Consider the following 19,386-nt stretch of genomic DNA (forward strand, 5'->3'; position numbering starts at 1 on the left):
TTTAAGATGGTTCCTTTTTGTATTTTAATGTATATGCAAAAACTGGTTGTTATTTTAGTGCTTACCCTATGTTTTTTCTCTTGTTCAGAAGATACAAGTGAACTTACGGCCAATTCGATTTCCTTTGAAAAAGTAACTCCTGAAACGTCGAATGTTACGTTTACAAATGCGATTATAGAGAACGACACGCTAAACTATTTTGAATACCCATATTTGTATCTAGGAGCAGGAGTTTCTATAGGAGATATCAATAATGACGGTTTGAACGATATCTTTTTCTCCGGAAATTTGACATCCAACAAGTTATACCTGAACAAAGGTAACATGGTTTTCGAAGATATTACCGAAACTGCCGGTGTAGGTGCAGAAGGAAAATGGTGCAGCGGTGTAACCATGGCAGATATCAACCATGACGGGTTTATCGATATTTACGTGAGCGTTTCCAATAAATTCGGCAACGGTGAGAATCTTCTTTTTGTAAATAATGGCGACAGTACTTTTACCGAAAGTGCATCCTCTTACGGTATAGCCGATACGGCAACTTCAATACAATCTACATTCTTTGATTACAATAATGACGGCCTATTAGACCTATTGGTAGCAAATTATCCCAACATACAAGTGAGCATGGGCAATGAGTATTATTACAATCTTATGCAGGAAAATAGTTTGGAAAACTCAGGCCATTTGTACCAAAATAATGGAGACGGAACTTTTTCTGACGTTACGGCAAAAGCAGGGGTCCAAAACTTTGGACTTACCTTAGGGGTCGTCGCATCCGACCTAAATAACGACGGATATAAAGATTTATACCTCTCAAACGATTTTAATGTTCCTGATTATCTCTACCTCAACAATGGTGACGGTACTTTTTCAGAGACTGTTAAAGAGTCTACGAGCCATACCTCAATGTTCGGAATGGGCCTAGACATTGCGGATTATAATAATGATGCCCTTATGGATTTAATACAGGTAGATATGACCGCAAACGACTATAAACGGGCCAAGACCAACATGGCCAGCATGAGTCCTTCTACCTTTTATGGGGCAGTTGCTTTGGGTATGCATTACCAATACATGCAGAACTCCTTACAATACAACAATGGAATTGACAAAAAAGGTCTGCCCAACTACAGTGATATTTCACGCTATGCAGGTATATCTACAACAGATTGGAGCTGGGGTCCCCTTTTTGCCGATTTTGACAATGACGGTTATAAAGATTTATTTATCACTAATGGTGTTAAAAGAGATGTAAACAATAACGATGTAAACGTCGAATATAGTTTTTCCGCATTGTTCGGAGATGACAAAAAAAAGGATTATCGTCTTTTACCAAGTACTCCAATACCCAATTTCGCCTTTAAAAACAAGGGTGATAATACTTTTGAAAAAGTTACTACGGCTTGGGGCCTAGATGAAAAAGGTTTTTCCAATGGGGTAAGTTATGGAGACTTGGACAATGATGGCGATCTTGATTTGGTTCTAAATAATTTAGATAATGTAGCTACCATTTATGAGAATCAAAGTAACACTGAGACCCAAAAATTTTTAAGGATAAAATTGAAAGGAAATGCCACCAATCCATTAGGCATAGGCACCAAAGTATTTTTAGAAACCGATAATTCATCTCAGGTTCAAGAGCTAACGTTGACAAGAGGTTACCAATCTTCAGTTGAACCCATTATCCACTTTGGGGTAAATTCAGCATCAAGTATCAAAGAAGTTAAAGTTCAATGGCCCAATGGTTTTCAAGAAACACTTTATGATGTTACAACGAACCAAACACTTCTTGTAGACATTAAGAATGCAGTGGAAATTTCAAAAAAAGGGAAGCAACGACAACAATTTGCAGAAGATATTACCGAAAGTACAGGCATCAATTTCGCTCATAAAGAGAATGACTATGATGACTTTATTCACGAACCGCTCCTACCCCACAGGTACTCCAATATCGGTCCAGGTGTTGCGGTAGCAGATATAAATTCCGATGGTTTTGATGATATTTTTATCGGTAATTCTTCCGGTAACCAAGCTATACTATATCTACAGGATGAAAAAGGCAATTTTAATGAAAAACAAGGGCCTTGGTTAGAAGATAAAGAATTTGAAGACGGGGGCGCTTTGTTTTTTGATGCCGATGGAGATGGAGACCAAGATCTTTATGTAGCAAGTGCAGGCTACATTGTAAAGGCCAGCAAGCAATTCTTACAAGATAGACTATACATGAATATTGATGGAGACTTTCATCATGTGAAAGGGGCGCTGCCCAATAACCCAACGAGTAATCGAACTATAGAAACTGCGGACTATGACAATGACGGGGATCTTGACCTTTTTATAGGTGGCCGCGTAGTTGTAGGCAAATATCCATTCCCCTCCAGTAGCGTTCTTTTAGAAAATCAAGGAGGTAAAGACAAGGAAATAAGTTTTAAAAATGTAAATGATGAAATAGCCCCTATGTTTAATTCTTTAGGAATGGTCACCGCTGCCGAATGGGATGATTTTGATAAGGATGGAAATATTGATTTGATTATAGCAGGTGAATGGATGCCATTGCGGTTCTTTAAGAATACCGGAAAAAACTTTAAAGAAGTCACCCAAGAAACCAACCTTGGTCAAAATGTAGGATGGTGGTATAGTTTGGAGAAAGTAGACTTAAATTCAGACGGCACAATGGAATACTTGGCCGGTAATTTAGGCCTCAATTATAAATATACCGCTACTTTAAAAAAGCCTTTTGAGGTCTATGCCAATGATTTTGATGAGAATGGCTCAATGGATATCGTTTTGAGTTATAAAAAAGACTCAAAAAATTTACCTCTTCGAGGAAGAGAATGCTCCTCACAACAAGTACCGGCCATAGCACAAAGGTTTAAAACGTTTGAGGCATTTGCCAATGCCAATTTAGAAGATATCTATGGTGAACATATGCTTCAAAACTCCCTCCATTACAGTGCAACCACTTTTAAAAGTTTTTTAATCAAAAAAGAGAATAGCACTAACTTTAAGAGTATTGAATTACCAGCCGAATTACAGTTCTCTTCTATAAACGATTTTGAAGTTTTTGACTATAACTCAGATGCTTACCCCGATATTATTTTAGGTGGTAATTTGTATGATGCTGAAGTTGAAACCACAAGAAATGATGCCAGTTTAGGCTTAATATTAGTGGGTGGAAAAGATGGCTTCTCAGAAGTTATTTCTCCTAATGAGAGTGGTTTATTTTTAAAAGGTGAGATACGAGCTTTAAAAATCATTAACTTATCAAAAGAAGATGAAAAAGGTCTCTTAGTCGTTTACAACGATAGACCCGTTCAATTATTTAAATTAAGACAATATGAATAGTCTAACCAAAGATTCAAGGTCAAACCAAAAAAACGAAGTACATAATTTCTTAAAAAACCAAGTACTTACTTTTGTATTATTTTCATTGGCCTTAGCGGCATTTTTAGTGTCAAATTCATCTTATGGTCAAGACAATATTTATTTTGATAAGATAACAACTGATGATGGCCTTTCACAAAATGATGTAAACTCTATTTACCAAGATGCCCAAGGTTTTATGTGGTTCGGCACCCATGATGGCCTTAACATGTACGACGGTTATGACTTTACGGTATATAATCCTCAAAATGATGTTGCTGGTAGCATAAACAGCAATCTTATTTTCAAAATATTGGGTGATGAAAAGGGAAACCTTTGGGTGGGTACCACAGGGCGCGGCCTTAATTTCTTTGATAGATCGACTTCTACATTTACAGCATTTATGCATGATGAAGAGGATGCCTCAACTCTTGATAATGACCATATATCAGATTTATTGATAGATACAAAAAATCGCTTATGGGTAGCTACAAGCAGAGGAATCAATCTTCTGGACCTTAACAAACCCCTAGATTCAGTAAATTTTCAGAAATACCATTTAGAAAATATTTCTTTTAGGCTGGGATGGGACGGAAAGATTATATATGACATTTTTGAGGATAGTGAAAAACGAATTTTCGTGGGGGGCTCTGGCGGCCTATACCAAATGGCCAGAGATGAAAACGGTCATATCTATTTTAAGTTAATGAATGAATCATTCGGACTCGAAGAACAGACCGTTACCTGTATTAATCAAGATAATTTAGGAAGACTCATTATAGGAACAAATCAAGGTTTCTACATACAAGAAAAAAGAAATGGGCATTCAAAGCTCAAGAAAATAGCTAAAGGACAATTCAATTCAATCTTAATCGATAAGAAAGGGCATATATGGGCGGGCAGTAACCAGGGTTTGTTACAATTTGCTAATTCACCTCTAAAAGACATCCCTACGCTCGTAAATCAGTTCGTGTATAGCCCTTACGACGAAAGTAGTATAAGCAAGAACATCATAAAATCATTATACACAGACAATACGGGTATCATATGGGTAGGTACCAATGGCGGTGGAATCAACAAATTTGATCCGGAAAGAAAAAAGTTTACTACAATTCAAAAAACCATGCATCCCAATAGCCTGAGTTATGACAAAATAAGGGCCATGTATGAAGATAGTAAAGGCACTTTATGGGTGGGTACCGAAGGTGGAGGACTCAACATGCAGGTTTTATCCAAAGATGGAATTTCAAAAAAGAAATTTAAAAACTTTCAAAGGGTATCCAAACCTTTCGCTCTAACAGAAATTGGAGAACCCGGAAACAAGAAACTCTTAATCGGTGTAGAGGGCTCACCTGGATTGTACAAAGTAGATATAGAAGATTCAGAAAACATTACGGATAACGATATTGTTCCTTTTCATGAGGTAAACCAAAGTGTTTTTGCCATACTAGAAGATAAAGACAAAACCCTATGGATAGGAACCTATGGGGCAGGACTACAACGATGGATCAAAAAAGACGATGGTTATAAAATAGATATTTTCATGAGTAATATTGGCGATGCTAAAAGCATCTCAAGCAATATTATCAGAAATATTTATGAAGATGTCAAAGGTAATATCTGGATTGGAACCGGTGATGGCCTTTGTAGACTTGACCTTGGTGAAAAAAACAAAAACAATCCCAATTTTAAAGTATTCAAGAATAGAAAGGATGATAAAAATAGCTTAAGTCATAATTATATCCTCTCAATGTATGAAAGTGAAAAAGGAGATTTTTGGGTGGGAACTTTTGGTGGAGGACTTAATAAGCTTACCATACAAAACAAGAAAGTTACTTTTAAATCCTACTCGGAATCCAACGGTCTACCAAACAATGTTATTAAAGGTATTTTAGAAGATAGTGAAGGAAGTCTTTGGCTATCGACCAATCAAGGTATTTCAAAGTTTTGCCCCAAAGAAGAAACCTTTAAAAATTATGATGTAAACGATGGACTTCAGAGTAATGAATTCCAAGAACTTGCGTGTCTTAAAAGAGCTAACGGGCAGATGCTCTTTGGCGGGGTGAACGGATTCAATACGTTTTTTCCGGAAGATATCGAAGAAAATAGCTTTCGGGCAGAAACTATAATTACCAATCTTTCCATTTTCAATAAAGAAATAAACGTTGGTGAAAAAATAGGTGGAAGAGTACTATTAAATGAACCTATTTCGAATACGGACCAAATAGAATTAAAATATCGTGAAAACAATTTTTCATTTGCTTTTGCCGCCTTACATTATGCAGCACCTCAAAAAAACCAATTTGCCTATATGTTAGAGGGTTTTGATGAAGAGTGGATAACGACCACCTCTGATAAACGTTTTGCTACCTATACCAATCTTGCTCCGGGCTCATATACTTTAAAGGTAAAAGCATCGAACAATGATGGCCTGTGGGATGACAGCCCAACCGCTTTGAAAATTAAAGTCATACCCCCAATCTATAGAACCAATGTGGCTTATGCCTTTTATGGGCTTTTGATTCTTGGGCTTTTATGGTGGTTTTGGCGATATACTTTTATCAGAACAACGGAAAAACACCAATTACAGCTCGAGCATATCGAAAAGGAGCAATCTGAAGAGTTACAAAGAGTGAAGTTGGAGTTCTTTACCAATATCTCACACGAATTCAGAACCCCGCTTACATTAATAAAAGGACCTTTAGAATATCTGCAAAAAAACGCTGGTTCATTAGATCAAGAAACTGTAGACGAACAGCACACGCTAATGCATAAAAACACCAATTACTTGTTAAGATTGGTAAATCAACTATTGGACTTTAGAAAATTGAATCAAGGTAAAATGCGTCTGGTAGTTCGCAATACAGATGTAATATCTTTTATCAAAGAAGTAGTCGAACCGTTTCAGTTTTTGGCCCACAAAAAGGCCATACATCTTAATATAAATACAAAACATAGAAGTCTTATAACTTGGTTCGACCATGAAGCCCTAGAAAAAATAATGAACAATTTGCTTTCTAACGCATTCAAGTTTACCCCAGAAAATGGTCACATTGTTACTAGCATACATAAAGAAACTATAAATGAACAAAACCACTTAGTCCTTCGAGTAAAGGATTCGGGTACGGGCATAGAAAAAGATAAACTCAACGATATTTTTCAGCGCTTTTATGTAGAAAAAGATGAAAATCAAGTAAACCCTGAAGGAATGGGTATCGGGCTTTCATTTACCAAAGACCTTATCGAGCTACATCAAGGGAGTATAAAGGTAATAAGCGAGCAAGGCAAGGGAACAGAATTTATAGTAATACTTCCTATGAACAAAGATGCCTATGAAAATGTAAAAGGCATTACCTGTAAAGAGTCTACAGATAGTGACTTTTTGGTTCGTTCCTCAGAGACCGAATCTTTCGCAATTGGCCTCAATGACGAATTAGCCGATGAAAACCTATCAAAGTCAAGATCAAAACAACCTGTTCTGTTAATCGTAGATGACAACGCAGATATTAGATCGTTCATAAAGCAGTCTTTAAAGGATTCTTATACGATTTATGAATCTGAAAATGGTAAGCAAGGTTTGGAGACGGCCAATGAAATATTACCAAATATAATTCTCAGTGATGTGGTAATGCCCATGATGGATGGTATCGAGTTTTGCAATCTAATCAAGACCAAAGAAGAGACAAGCCATATACCTGTAGTGATGTTGACGGCTAAATCTTCTGAGGAAAGTAAATTGGAAGGACTCAAAAGCGGTGCGGATGATTACCTCACCAAACCCTTTAATATGGAAATGTTAAAACTAAAGCTGGCCAATATCGTAAAACAACGTAATGAGCTAAGAAAACGATTCAACAGAAATATTGCCATTCAGCCTAGCGAAGTAACCGTTACGTCTACCGACGAGAAGTTTTTAAGTCAAGCAATGGAAATAGTTGAAAAACATATGATGAATACCGACTTTAATGTTGAGATGATGGTAAAAGAGATGGGACTAAGCCGTAGCAACCTCTATCTTAAATTTAAAGAGATTACAGGTTTATCTTCTAGCGAGTTCATAAGAAATGTTAGATTAAAACGTGCAGTACAATTATTCGAAAGCAGTGACCTTTCGGTAAAAGAAATTATGTATATGACCGGTTTTAATACGGCTTCTTACTTCTCTAAATGCTTTAAAAAACAATTTGGGGTTATTCCAAGTGAGTATGTTTCAAAAATGAAAAATGGAAAAAAAGCTTTAGGCAGCTAATTTAACTTAGGGTTACTTTAAAAAATCGGGTAGATTATCCAGAGTTTTTATTTTTATGTTACGGTAAAAGGCCTCAGCGGCTTCAGACTGAATTTGTAGTTTACCTGAAACAACTGGTTGAAAACCCTCTTCGGTTTTCTCCAAGGCCTTTTCAAGAACCATGACCACTTGACCGTTGACAATATGCCATGATTTTCCATTAAAACAAATCAACTCCAATGAATTCCACTCACCATTAGGCTTTTCATGATTTTGGGTTCTTACGCACCTATACATTTTATCACCTTCCATCACAGTTCCTAAAACAACCGCTTCCCCATCAGGGTTATAAGCATAAAAACCATCTTCATCGCGCACGGCTTTAGTTCTATTTACGGCACCTGCCAGACCAAAATAATCTCCCATATCCCCTTCCTGTACTTGAAATTCTTGAGATTTCATCCAAACATTCCAAAAAGCACCATGTGGACCATTGCAATGGTATAAAATGCCATTGTCTCGTTTATCATTTAGTCTAGGCTCCCATTTTTTTACGCCCCATTTAAAGTCCATTTTTAAATGATAATTCCCATAACGCTCCTTAGAAGTTAATCCACCATAAATTTGGCCACTTATGTACAAAACCAATTCTCCATCTATCCTTTTTACACTAAAGACATTTAGAGGATCATTATTTAACCCAAGTGGAGTGCCTTCCATACCATTTCCTTTGGGTATATCTTTTAGGCCCTCTATAGAATAATGTGGTACCCCCATGAACCTATCCCATTGGCTTAAATCTTCATCAAGAAGATTTTTCCATGTATCATCTTGACCGTGTACATTAAAAACTATTAAAAAAAAGATTAATGATTCAAACCCTAAAGACTTCAATATGTTCATGACTACGTTTATAGCCTCAAAGGTGCTCTTTTACAAATCATAATTAAAATGATCATGCTCTTTTTTGTTGTTCAAATGGTTATGTAATCCATACATGAAAAACGCTGATTTTTTCAATCCTAATCATATGTATAAGACTAAGAATCATCTGTATTGCAAAGCCGCTAACTTATCCAGACTTTTAAGGGTAATTTTGAATAAACAGATTTTTGTATGTTTAGAAGAATCTCTAATCCTCTTTTTTTAGTTTCTTTTCTTCTTTTTATAGGATGTAACGAAAGTGAAAAAAAAGAAAAACAGCAGGTTAACCGACCCAATGTAATCATAATTGTTACCGATGATCAAGGTTATGGAGATTTGGGATATCACGGCAATCCTATTATCAAGACTCCGAATTTGGACACCTTTGCAAGTTCAGCCTTTGAGTTAACAAATTTTCACGTTGGCACAACCTGCGCGCCCACCCGAGCGGGTATAATGACCGGTCGCAACGCGAATAGAAATAATGCTTGGCATACCATTGCGGGCTGTTCTATTCTTGAAGAAAACGAGCAAACCATTGCGGAAGTTTTTGCGCAAAACGATTACGCTACAGCGATGTTCGGAAAATGGCATCTTGGTGATAATTACCCTTTTCGCCCTCATGATAGGGGCTTTCAAAATGCCGTTTATAACGGTGGTGGTGGAGTTGGCCAAACACCTGATTATTGGGATAACGATTATTTTGACGACACTTATTTTAGAAACGGAGTTCCAGAAAAATTTGAGGGATATTGTACCGATATTTGGTTCAATGAAGCCAAAAAATTTATACAAAAAAGGGAAGATGAACGCCCTTTCTTTATGTACTTGGCAACTAACGCCGCACACTGGCCATTTAATGTTCCTGAAGAATATGCTAAAAAATACACTTCAGCAGAACTTACCGAAGATCAAAAGCGCTTCTATGGAATGATATCTAATATCGATGATAATTTTGGAGAACTTGTTGCACTACTGCGAACCGAAAAATTATTTGAAGACACTATAATCATATTTACCACAGATAATGGCACAGCCCTGGGGATACATTATCCAAAAGATGGGTCTCAGACCCTTGGCTTTAATGGCAATCTTAGAGGAGTAAAAGGCAGCCATTATGATGGAGGGCATAAAGTACCTTTCTTTATATCTTGGCCAAATGGCAACATAAAAAAGCAATCTTCAAGTGATGCCTTGACAGCTCATGTAGATTTGTTACCCACACTTGCAGAACTTACCAGTATAGATTTTAAACCCAAAAAGGTTTTAGATGGCAGCAGCATGGCGGGTATTTTAGAAGGAGCGTCGCCAACTGATAGAATGCTAGTGGTAGATACGCAGCGTAATCAATGGCCAGAAAAAGGTAAAAATCCATGTGTTATGGATGGCCCATGGAGGCTTGTAAATGGCGAAGAACTTTATAACACTTCTTCTGATATTGGCCAAAAGAACGATGTTGCCTTACAATACCCTGAGCGGGTTTCTAAAATGAAAGAGTTTTATGATTCTTGGTGGTCATCTGTAGAACCAGAAATACGATACTCAGAAATTCCGTTGGGCAATGAAAATGCCAATGAAGTTTTATTGACCATACATGATATGCACACACAAGATAATCTACCATGGAACCAATTTCAGATCAGAAAAGCTGAGGCCAAACCCAAGGGATACTATTCTGTTAGCGTTGAAAAAACCGGCCGTTATAGATTTCATCTCAGAAGATATCCCCAAGAATCCCAAATGGTAAATAGCCAATTTGTTCAAGCCATTGAAAGCACTCCGTATCGAGACGGAGCACCGGAAGGAAAGGGAGTTAAAGTAACAGGAGCCGTCATAAAACTTAACGATAAGACTTTAAACGTCGATAATTTAAACACTACATCGAATGTTATCATAGAAGGTGATTTTGAAAAAGGCAGTGCAACATTAGAGAGCCACTTTGTTCTTGAAGACGGAAGCTATTTTCCTGCATATTATACCCTAGTAGAATACATGTCCAACGAATGAAAAACAAAATGTCTTTAATCAATAAATTAACCGGCCTTTTATTTTGTCTATTTATTTTCTCTTGTAATCCTTCAAAAGAAAAACATGACGACCAGCCAAACATCATTTTCATTTTTGCAGATGACATGACCTATAGTGCTATTAATGCACTTGGCAATAAAGAAATTATCACTCCAAACTTAAACTGGCTTGTTGAAAACGGCACAACCTTTACCCACACCTATAACATGGGTGCCTGGAATGGGGCGGTATGCATGGCCTCGAGAGCCATGATCATTTCTGGCCAAAGCGTTTGGAACGCCAAGGCAATTACGGACGATTGGGAACAAAATAAAGCCTTAAAACAAACATGGGGAGCTTTAATGGACAAAGCTGGCTATGATACTTATATGACCGGAAAATGGCATGTGGCAGCACCTGCAAATCAGGTTTTTAAAAATGTAATTCATGTAAGGCCGGGCATGCCCGGAGATGCGTGGGAACATCATACAATGGTAGCCAACTTTAAATCTATAGAAGGCACGTCAGAAGACCCTTCAAAATTTATTCCCGTTGGTTATAATCGTCCCCTTAGTGAAAATGATACCACTTGGTCACCGACCGACCATAAATTTGGAGGTTATTGGGAAGGAGGCAAACATTGGAGCGAAGTATTAAAAAATGATGCCCTGAAATTTTTAGATAAAGCTGAAACCAGCGAAAATCCATTTTTTATGTATTTGGCCTTTAATGCGCCCCATGACCCTAGGCAAGCTCCGCAAGAATATCTAGACAGATATCCTGTTGATTCCATTAGTCTTCCTAAAAGTTGGCTAGAAGAGTATCCTTTTAACAAAGGGATGGGCAGTGGAAGAGATATGAGAGATGAAGCCTTGGCGCCGTTTCCTAGAACAGCGTATGCGACCAAAAAGAACATTCAAGAATATTATGCCCTTATTACACATCTCGATCATCAAATTGGGTTGATTCTTGAAAAACTAAAAGCCTCAGGTAAGATGGAAAATACCTACTTATTTTTCACCGCAGACCATGGCCTGGCGATGGGGCGTCACGGTCTTTTTGGCAAACAAAACCTTTTTGACCATAGTATACGAGCCCCTTTTATTATTAGCGGACCGGATGTTCCTAAAAACAAAAAAATAGATTTGGACATCTACCTTCAAGATATAATGCCGACGAGTCTAAATTTGGCAGGTATCGAAAAACCTGACTATGTGTTTTTCAACGATTTACTACCGTTAGTTAAGGGCAATCAACTTAAAAGCACCTATAATGCTATCTATGGGGCTTATGTGGATACCCAACGTATGATTAGAAAAGACGGATTTAAACTTCTGGTTTATCCTAAAATAGATACCGTATTGCTTTTTGATCTTAAAGAGGACCCTGAAGAAATGAACAATCTTTCAGAAGATCCTGTTTATCGCGAAAAAACCATTACTCTCTTTAAGGATTTGATTTCACTTCAAGAAGAAATGCATGATAATCTAAGTCTATCTGCTACATACGAGAATTACATTGGTCAATAATTTAAATTTTTGAATCTAAAAAATAACTTCTTTTAAAATCAAAGAATGTAACCTTAGAAAACAGGCCATTTAAGGTTTTTGCAGTCTTATTTTCTTTTATTTCAGCGGTTTAATATGCCTACATATCGCATTAGCAAAAAACTTACAAAATAAACTTGAAAGAATGTAGCAGTCTTTGAACCATATGGCCTACTAGAACAGATAAAAAATGCACATATTGTAGTTAAATCTTAGTTGTATCTACTGTAACAATGAGAACACAGAAATTAACGCTTTTAGTTCTAGGCATTCTTGTAGTGTTTTCTACTTTTTCCTTTACGCAAACAAGGGAAACTTCTGCCAATACATTTTCAAAAGATGTTGCCTTTTTAAAAAAGTTCACCAACATTATTGTCTTAGAAAAAGAAGCTAGCAAAATAGCTATTGCGCCAGACTATGAAGCACGTGTTATGACGAGTACGGACGGTAATCATTTAGATTATAGTTACGGGTATATCAATTATAAATTTATTTCTGAAAACAGAATAGTAGAAGGCGGAAATCCTTATGGGGGTGAAGACCGGTTATGGTTAGGGCCCTTGGGCAGTAAATTCACACTCTTCTATAATCAAAAGCCCATAAGTGAAAAAAATTGGCATGTACCCAAAGCCTTTGACACAAGCGCATATTCACTTATTAAAAAAACAGAAGGCACTGCCGCTTTTGAAAAGAAAATTACGGTACAAAATAATATTGGTACAGCATTTTTAGTTGGAATCACGAGAAACATTTCTTTACTAGACAAACAGCAAATTTCAAAAGAACTTGGCTTCTCAATTCCTCAGGATGTCCATTTCGTAGGTTTTCAATCTTCAAACACCCTTAGAAATAAAGGTGAAGCTTGGAAAAAAGAAGCAGGACTTATTACACCATGGGTGCTAGGTAAATTTAACGGAAATGATAAATGCGTTACCTTTTTTCCTTTTAAAGCTTCAATAAAGAGGCCTCTTGTTGTAAAGAAATACTTAAATACCATTCAAAATGATAGGTTGCGAGTGCTAGATAGCCTAATTGTATTCAAAACCGATGGGGCATACCGAAGCAAAATTGGATTGGAGAAACTAAATTCAAAAAATAGTATTGGAAGTTATGATGACCAAAATAAGGTATTAACTATTATAAAATTTTCTTTTAATCCCAGGGGGAATTATTTAAGTACAACCGAAACAGATAACCCTATTCTTTTTGGCGGTGATGTTGTGAGCTCTTATAATAACAATACAATGAATCATCTAAACTCATTTTATGAACTGGAAAGTACCTCAGAGGCGCTGGCCCTTGAAACAGATTCATCGGTTACCCATATTCACAAAACAATGCACTTTATGGGCTCTTTTGAAAAGCTTGATAGTATCTCAAGTACCTTTTTCGGCCATGGTTTAAAAAAAATAAAGAACAGTATTAGATAAAGCTTTTAATAAATTTAAAGAACTAAAAAAATAATGCTAAAACGCAGCGCAATCTTAGTAGGGTTTTTAACGATAGGACTTTTGGTCTCCTGTGGGCCTGAACTACCCGAATATGTTGCTGTAGAATACGAAAAACTTCTTGAACAGGTAGATTTCAATCAAGATGTAAAACCAATTCTTTCAGATAAGTGTTTTGCTTGTCATGGCCCTGATAAGGCAAAGATTTCAGCAGGCCTTCAATTGCACGAGGCTGAAGCAGCCTATGCAGAGCTTATAGAGAGTCCGGGTAAAGTTGCCATTAAACCCGGTAATCTTAAAAAATCGGAAGTTTATCATCGTATCTTAAGTGAAGACCCCGACTATATAATGCCAAGCCCTGAATCACATCTAAGCCTTACTGCACGTGAAAAAGCAATACTGATCAAATGGATCGATGAAGGGGCAGAATACAAAAAACATTGGGCATTTCAATCAATTCAAAAAACTAAAATACCTCAGATCAACGAAGGCAAGGGTTTAGTACAAAACCATATTGATAATTTTATACTTTCAAAACTTCATACAAAGGGACTTTCCTATTCAAAAGAAGCGGATAAAGAAATACTTCTGCGTCGCCTTTCATTTGACCTTACCGGTTTACCCCCGACTATTGAGGAAATTGATGCCTTTATAGCAGATAAAAGTGTTGACGCCTATGAAAAACAAGTTGATAGATTTCTAGAATCTCAAGCATACGGAGAACAAATGGCTCTGGGTTGGATGGATGTTGCCCGATATGCAGATACGCATGGCTATAGCGTTGATCGTTACAGAGACATGTCTCCTTACAAAGATTGGGTTATTGAAGCCTTTAATACGAACATGCCCTATGATCAATTTGTGACATGGCAATTGGCCGGTGATCTAATGGAAAATCCTACAAGGAACATGAAATTGGCAACCGCTTTCAATCGCATACATCCTCAAAATATGGAAGGTGGCATTGTTAACGAAGAATTTTTGGTTGAATATGCCGTTGATCGGGCAAGTACATCAGGGCAAGCTTTGATGGGTTTGACTGTGGCCTGCGCTCGCTGTCATGATCACAAGTACGATCCCATTTCGCATAAGAACTTCTACGAGATGACCTCGTTTTTTAATAATATCAATGAAGCGGGCCAAATTTCATGGAATGACGCGATGCCCTCACCAACCATGCTTTGGACATCAAAAGAAGAAGAGCAAATGCTCGATTATATGTCAAAATTGCTAAAAGGTGCCGAAAATAGTCTAGAAAAGACTTCAAAAGAGTTAATACCGGCAGCGGAGGCTTATGTTTTAAATAAAAACTACGAAAACAGTTCTCTTTCCAAAAAAGGATTAATTGCCTCTTACAATTTGAACACCAAATCTTTAGTAAATCAGATAAATCCTTCTCAAAAAGCTACTATTAAGAGAGAATATACCGAAAATCAACCTATTAATTTAGTAGAAGGCATTCAGGGGAAAGGCCTCCTTTTTGACGGTGACGCATGGTTAGACTTAAAAGGTTTAGGTGCCTTTGGCCGACACCAAGCTTTTACTGTAGGGGTATGGGCCAAAATACCCGAAGAAACTACTGATGGTAATATTTTTCACAAAGGCGATGGGGCCATTTTGCACGCTTGGAGAGGTTTTCATTTAAAAGTTGTTGCGAATAAGTTAGAATTGGTCATGGCCCATACCGGGCCAGATAATGCTATAAAGGAATTAACATTAAAAGAAATTCCTAAAAATAAATGGACCCACTTTGCTTTATCATACGATGGCTCCAGTAAAGCTTCCGGACTTAAAGTTTTCGTGAACGGTGAAGAATGGAAAACAGAAGTTTTAAACGATAACCTCTTTAAAAATATTCTATTTGGAAGAGCACAAGAACCGGGCATACAATTTGGGGCCAGGCTCAGAGGCAAAGGCATTTCTGGAGGAATAATAGATGATATTACAATATATGAAAGACAACTTTCGGCTATAGAACACCTACAATTGGCTAAAAATAAAAAAGCAGAGCTTATTCTCAATAAATCGCACAAAGACCTAGAAGAAGATGAAAAAAAGATGTTGAAAGCACATTTCATTGTTTCATCTCAAAATTACAATACACATTTTGCCAAATTAACAAAGACAAGGAAGGCCTTTGCAGATAGCATAGAAACTATCAAAGAAGTTATGATAATGAAAGAGGACAAAGCTGTTCAAGCTTTTGTTCTTGATCGCGGGGTATATGATGCCAAAACCGATTCTGTTTTCCCGAACACCCCTGAATTTCTGCCTCCTATGCCAAAAGGGTCGCCAAAAAACAGATTAGGTTTTGCAAAATGGTTGTTCAGCCCCGATCATCCACTTACTTCGCGTGTTGCGGTCAATCGAATATGGCAGCATTTTTTTGGAACGGGAATAGTTAAGACCTCTGAAGATTTTGGCAACCAGGGAGAACTACCAAGTCATCCAAAGTTACTGGATTATTTATCGCTCTATTTTATGGAAAATGAATGGGATATAAAAAAACTGAACAAGCTGATTGTAATGTCCAAAGCCTACCGACAGCATTCCCATACTCCTTTAGAACTAATGGAGTTAGATCCAGAGAATCGTCTTTTAGCCCGAGGTCCGTCTAGAAGAATGACAGGTGAAATGTTACGTGATAATGCTCTAAAAGCCAGTGGTCTTTTAAACGAAGAAATTGGAGGTGAAAGTGTAAAACCTTATCAACCAACGGGGCTTTGGAAAGTTAATGGTGCAGAATACCAACAAGATAGTGGTGAAAAGCTATATCGTAGAAGTATGTATACTATTTGGAAACGATCCGTACCAAACCCTACTCTTGCAACTTTTGATGCCCCAACAAGAAACGTATGCACCATAAGAAGACAAGAGACCAATACCCCATTACAAGCACTGGTGCTGTTAAATGACCCAACTTATATCGAGTGCGCAAGAGTTTTAGGAAAAAAAATGAGCGATATCGATGAAATCGAAAAAGGGATAACATTTGCCTTTAGGAGCCTAACCGGGAAAGTTCCGAACAAAAACGAACTTTCGTTACTATTAAAATTATATAAGGAAGAATACAATGCTTTTTCGACAGATTCGAATAGAATGCAAGGCTGGCTTAATAGTGGTGAATTCAAATTAGGACCTAATGACAACAAAGCCATGGTAGCAGCAAATGCCGTAGTAGCCAGTACCATTATGAATGCTGATGTAACCATAACAAAAAGATAGTAATTATGTGCAATCGTCATGATAAGCTAAGGTCTGATAACAAAGACCTACAAAAAGTAGAAAAACAGTTTGATCGTCGTGAATTTCTCACCAAAACCTCATTAGGTATTGGCGCTTTAGCATTCAGTTCTTTATTAAATTCCGACAAAGCCTGGTCTAACGTAAAAAATAATATCAAGCCCAACCTGGGCGAACTTGGCGACATCAATAATGTATTGCCACATCATCTTCCGAAAGCCAAACGGTGTATTTACCTTTTTCAGAGTGGTGGGCCTTCACAACTAGAACTTTTTGATTACAAACCAAAATTAAAGGGCCTTTTTGGCCAAGATTTACCTGAATCTGTACGAGCTGGTCAGCGTCTAACGGGAATGAGTGCAGATCAAACAAGTTTTCCCATTGCGGCATCTACCATAAACTTTAATCAATATGGAGAATCTAGAGCTTGGGTAAGTGATGCAATGCCTTACCTCTCTGAAGTGGTCGATGATATTTGTTTTATTAAATCGATGCAGACCGATGCCATAAATCACGATCCTGCTATTACCTTTTTTCAAACTGGAAGCCAACAACCAGGTCGCCCATCAATAGGTTCTTGGATAAGTTATGGATTAGGTTCGGACAATGATAACTTACCGACCTTTATTACCCTAGTATCTAAAAACGGTGGCGGGCAACCTTTGTATGCCCGACTATGGGGCAATGGTTTTTTACCAACAGAACACCAAGGTGTGCAGTTCAGAAGTGGCAAAGACCCTGTACTTTATCTTTCCGACCCAGAGAATTATGATGGTCATGACAGAAGGCATATGCTTGACTATCTCAGTAAGCTAAATAAAATTCAAAATGATGCTTATGGAGACCCCGAGATAAATGCACGTATGGCACAATATGAAATGGCATTTAAAATGCAGACTTCAGTCCCCGAAGTCACTGATATGAGCGATGAACCTGAGTATATTTTCGATATGTACGGTGAGGACAGTAGGGACCCTGGCACTTATGCCGCCAATTGCCTTTTAGGCAGAAAGCTTTTGGAGAAAGACGTGAAGTTTGTTCAGCTATATCATCAAGGATGGGATCAACATTTAGGTTGCCCCGGAGGGGTGAAAATGAATGCTAAAAAAACGGATCAAGCCAATGCGGCCCTAATTAAAGATTTGAAACAACGGGGTATGTTTGAAGACACCCTGATTATTTGGGGAGGAGAATTCGGTCGTACGGTCTATTCACAGGGTAAACTGACGGCCACGGATTATGGTCGTGACCACCACCCAAAGGCATTCACCATGTTCATGGCCGGAGCAGGTGTCAAACCGGGCATAACCTATGGAGAGACAGATGACTTTAGTTACAATGTAGTAAAAGACCCTGTTCATACGCATGACTTTCAAGCTACTTTATTACACTTGTTCGGTATTGACCATGAACGTCTTACCTATAAACACCAAGGACGTCGTTTTAGGCTCACCGATGTGCATGGACACGTAGTTAAAGACATCTTAAGCTAACTATTAAAAACATCTTATGATCTCAAGAAGAAAATTCATAAAAAATACTGCCATTGCAACAGGTGGACTAGCGTCGTCACCTTCTTGGGGCTTTCCATTACTAAATAAAAAATCTTTGGAAGAAGACAAAATTATTGGCCATGGTGATTTTCGCTACAAAGTAAAGCGAGACTGGGCCAAGGTGAGCATCGGGCATAATCCTATTTTTAATTGCCACGAAATGCAAATGGACTCTAAAGGAAGGTTGTTGATGCTAGGGGACCATACCGATAACAATATGCTGGTCTTTGATAAATCGGGAAAACTCTTGGATGCTTGGGGCACTCGTTACCCTGGGGGGCATGGTCTAACGCTAAACGATGAGGGAGGTGAAGACATTCTATATATCGTGGATTGCGGATGGATGCAAGATCGAAACGGTAAATGGCACAAACAGGCCGGAACTGTGCACAAAACTACAATCGATGGAAAATTGATATTCTCTTTTCCTGACCCTAGAACCATAGGAGTCTACGATGAGGACATGGAATATATGCCAACGGAAACCTGTGTGTCCGCAAATGGCGATGTATATATCGCCGATGGATACGGTTCCGATTATATCCTTCAGTTTAACCACAAAGGAGAATTTATACGCAAGTTCGGTGGTCATCATAATACGAATGAAACCCATAATCTAAAAAATGCCCATGGTGTTGCCATCGACTACCGCGATAAAGACAACCCATTGTTGGTATGTACTTCACGAAACGAACATGCATTTAAATGGTTTACCTTACATGGAGCGTATGTAAAAACAGTTGAATTGCCAGGGGCTTTTGTTTGCCGACCTGTTATGGACGATAACAATATTTACGCAGGTGTATGTTGGTCAACAACCCGCGAAGGAAAAGGTTGGGTAAAAGATACCGGTTTCGTTACCATTTTGGACGAAAAAAATAAGGTGGTTTCCAATCCTGGTGGTGAAGCTCCCGTTTATAAAAATGGTGAGTTACAACAGCTTTATCAAGCAGCAAACCCAACTTTTAACCATGGCCATGATGTGTTCGTTGATGAAGATAAAAATCTTTATGTCTGTCAATGGAATGCCAACCACACCCCACCTATAAAACTAGAGCGCGTTTAAACCA

General features: G+C 37.8%; 9 protein-coding genes. 8 read left to right on the forward strand and 1 reads right to left on the reverse strand.

All coding sequences use genetic code 11. The features are described 5' to 3' along the window. Positions 1-33: 33 nt before the first annotated feature. Positions 34-3,348 (forward strand): VCBS repeat-containing protein, encoded by a 3,315-nt coding sequence (locus ACFSQJ_RS10445; protein WP_377766889.1) that lies wholly within the window; start codon positions 34-36, stop codon positions 3,346-3,348. After that, entirely contained in the window at positions 3,341-7,615 is a 4,275-nt protein-coding gene (locus ACFSQJ_RS10450) for a hybrid sensor histidine kinase/response regulator transcription factor (RefSeq protein WP_377766890.1), read from the forward strand. The genes ACFSQJ_RS10445 and ACFSQJ_RS10450 overlap by 8 nt, the downstream gene beginning before the upstream one ends. 12 nt (positions 7,616-7,627) lie before the next feature. Here ACFSQJ_RS10450 and ACFSQJ_RS10455 read toward each other — a convergent pair whose 3' ends face one another. After that, positions 7,628-8,497, reverse strand: coding sequence for a 3-keto-disaccharide hydrolase (locus ACFSQJ_RS10455; RefSeq protein WP_377766891.1), 870 nt, complete (start codon positions 8,495-8,497; stop codon positions 7,628-7,630). 213 nt (positions 8,498-8,710) lie between these two features. Here ACFSQJ_RS10455 and ACFSQJ_RS10460 point away from each other — a divergent pair, with 213 nt between their 5' ends. From ACFSQJ_RS10460 to ACFSQJ_RS10485, 6 genes are all read left to right on the forward strand, one after another. After that, positions 8,711-10,525: an arylsulfatase gene (locus ACFSQJ_RS10460; protein WP_377766892.1), complete on the forward strand. Its 1,815-nt coding sequence runs from the start codon at positions 8,711-8,713 to the stop codon at positions 10,523-10,525. Next, positions 10,522-12,054, forward strand: coding sequence for a sulfatase-like hydrolase/transferase (locus tag ACFSQJ_RS10465; RefSeq protein WP_377766893.1), 1,533 nt, complete (start codon positions 10,522-10,524; stop codon positions 12,052-12,054). The genes ACFSQJ_RS10460 and ACFSQJ_RS10465 overlap by 4 nt, the downstream gene beginning before the upstream one ends. 251 nt (positions 12,055-12,305) lie before the next feature. After that, positions 12,306-13,502: a DUF6786 family protein gene (locus ACFSQJ_RS10470; protein WP_377766894.1), complete on the forward strand. Its 1,197-nt coding sequence runs from the start codon at positions 12,306-12,308 to the stop codon at positions 13,500-13,502. A 33-nt stretch (positions 13,503-13,535) separates the two neighbouring features. Beyond that, positions 13,536-16,745, forward strand: coding sequence for a DUF1553 domain-containing protein (locus ACFSQJ_RS10475; RefSeq protein ID WP_377766895.1), 3,210 nt, complete (start codon positions 13,536-13,538; stop codon positions 16,743-16,745). Between the two features lie 5 nt (positions 16,746-16,750). Then, positions 16,751-18,256: a DUF1501 domain-containing protein gene (locus ACFSQJ_RS10480; protein ID WP_377766896.1), complete on the forward strand. Its 1,506-nt coding sequence runs from the start codon at positions 16,751-16,753 to the stop codon at positions 18,254-18,256. Positions 18,257-18,272: 16 nt separating this feature from the next. Beyond that, positions 18,273-19,382 carry a twin-arginine translocation signal domain-containing protein gene (locus ACFSQJ_RS10485; protein WP_377766897.1) on the forward strand — a complete coding sequence of 370 codons (1,110 nt, stop codon included), beginning with the start codon at positions 18,273-18,275 and terminating at the stop codon, positions 19,380-19,382. Positions 19,383-19,386 lie beyond the last annotated feature (4 nt).

Source organism: Croceitalea marina (assembly GCF_042684265.1).
GTDB classification, from domain to species: domain Bacteria; phylum Bacteroidota; class Bacteroidia; order Flavobacteriales; family Flavobacteriaceae; genus Croceitalea; species Croceitalea marina.

Coding starts and splice junctions, on each gene's coding strand:
- ACFSQJ_RS10445 (WP_377766889.1), top strand. CDS start 34: ATGCAAAAACTGGTTGTTATTTTAGTGCTTACCCTATGTTTTTTCTCT.
- ACFSQJ_RS10450 (WP_377766890.1), top strand. CDS start 3,341: ATGAATAGTCTAACCAAAGATTCAAGGTCAAACCAAAAAAACGAAGTA.
- ACFSQJ_RS10455 (WP_377766891.1), bottom strand. CDS start 8,497: ATGAACATATTGAAGTCTTTAGGGTTTGAATCATTAATCTTTTTTTTA.
- ACFSQJ_RS10460 (WP_377766892.1), top strand. CDS start 8,711: ATGTTTAGAAGAATCTCTAATCCTCTTTTTTTAGTTTCTTTTCTTCTT.
- ACFSQJ_RS10465 (WP_377766893.1), top strand. CDS start 10,522: ATGAAAAACAAAATGTCTTTAATCAATAAATTAACCGGCCTTTTATTT.
- ACFSQJ_RS10470 (WP_377766894.1), top strand. CDS start 12,306: ATGAGAACACAGAAATTAACGCTTTTAGTTCTAGGCATTCTTGTAGTG.
- ACFSQJ_RS10475 (WP_377766895.1), top strand. CDS start 13,536: ATGCTAAAACGCAGCGCAATCTTAGTAGGGTTTTTAACGATAGGACTT.
- ACFSQJ_RS10480 (WP_377766896.1), top strand. CDS start 16,751: ATGTGCAATCGTCATGATAAGCTAAGGTCTGATAACAAAGACCTACAA.
- ACFSQJ_RS10485 (WP_377766897.1), top strand. CDS start 18,273: ATGATCTCAAGAAGAAAATTCATAAAAAATACTGCCATTGCAACAGGT.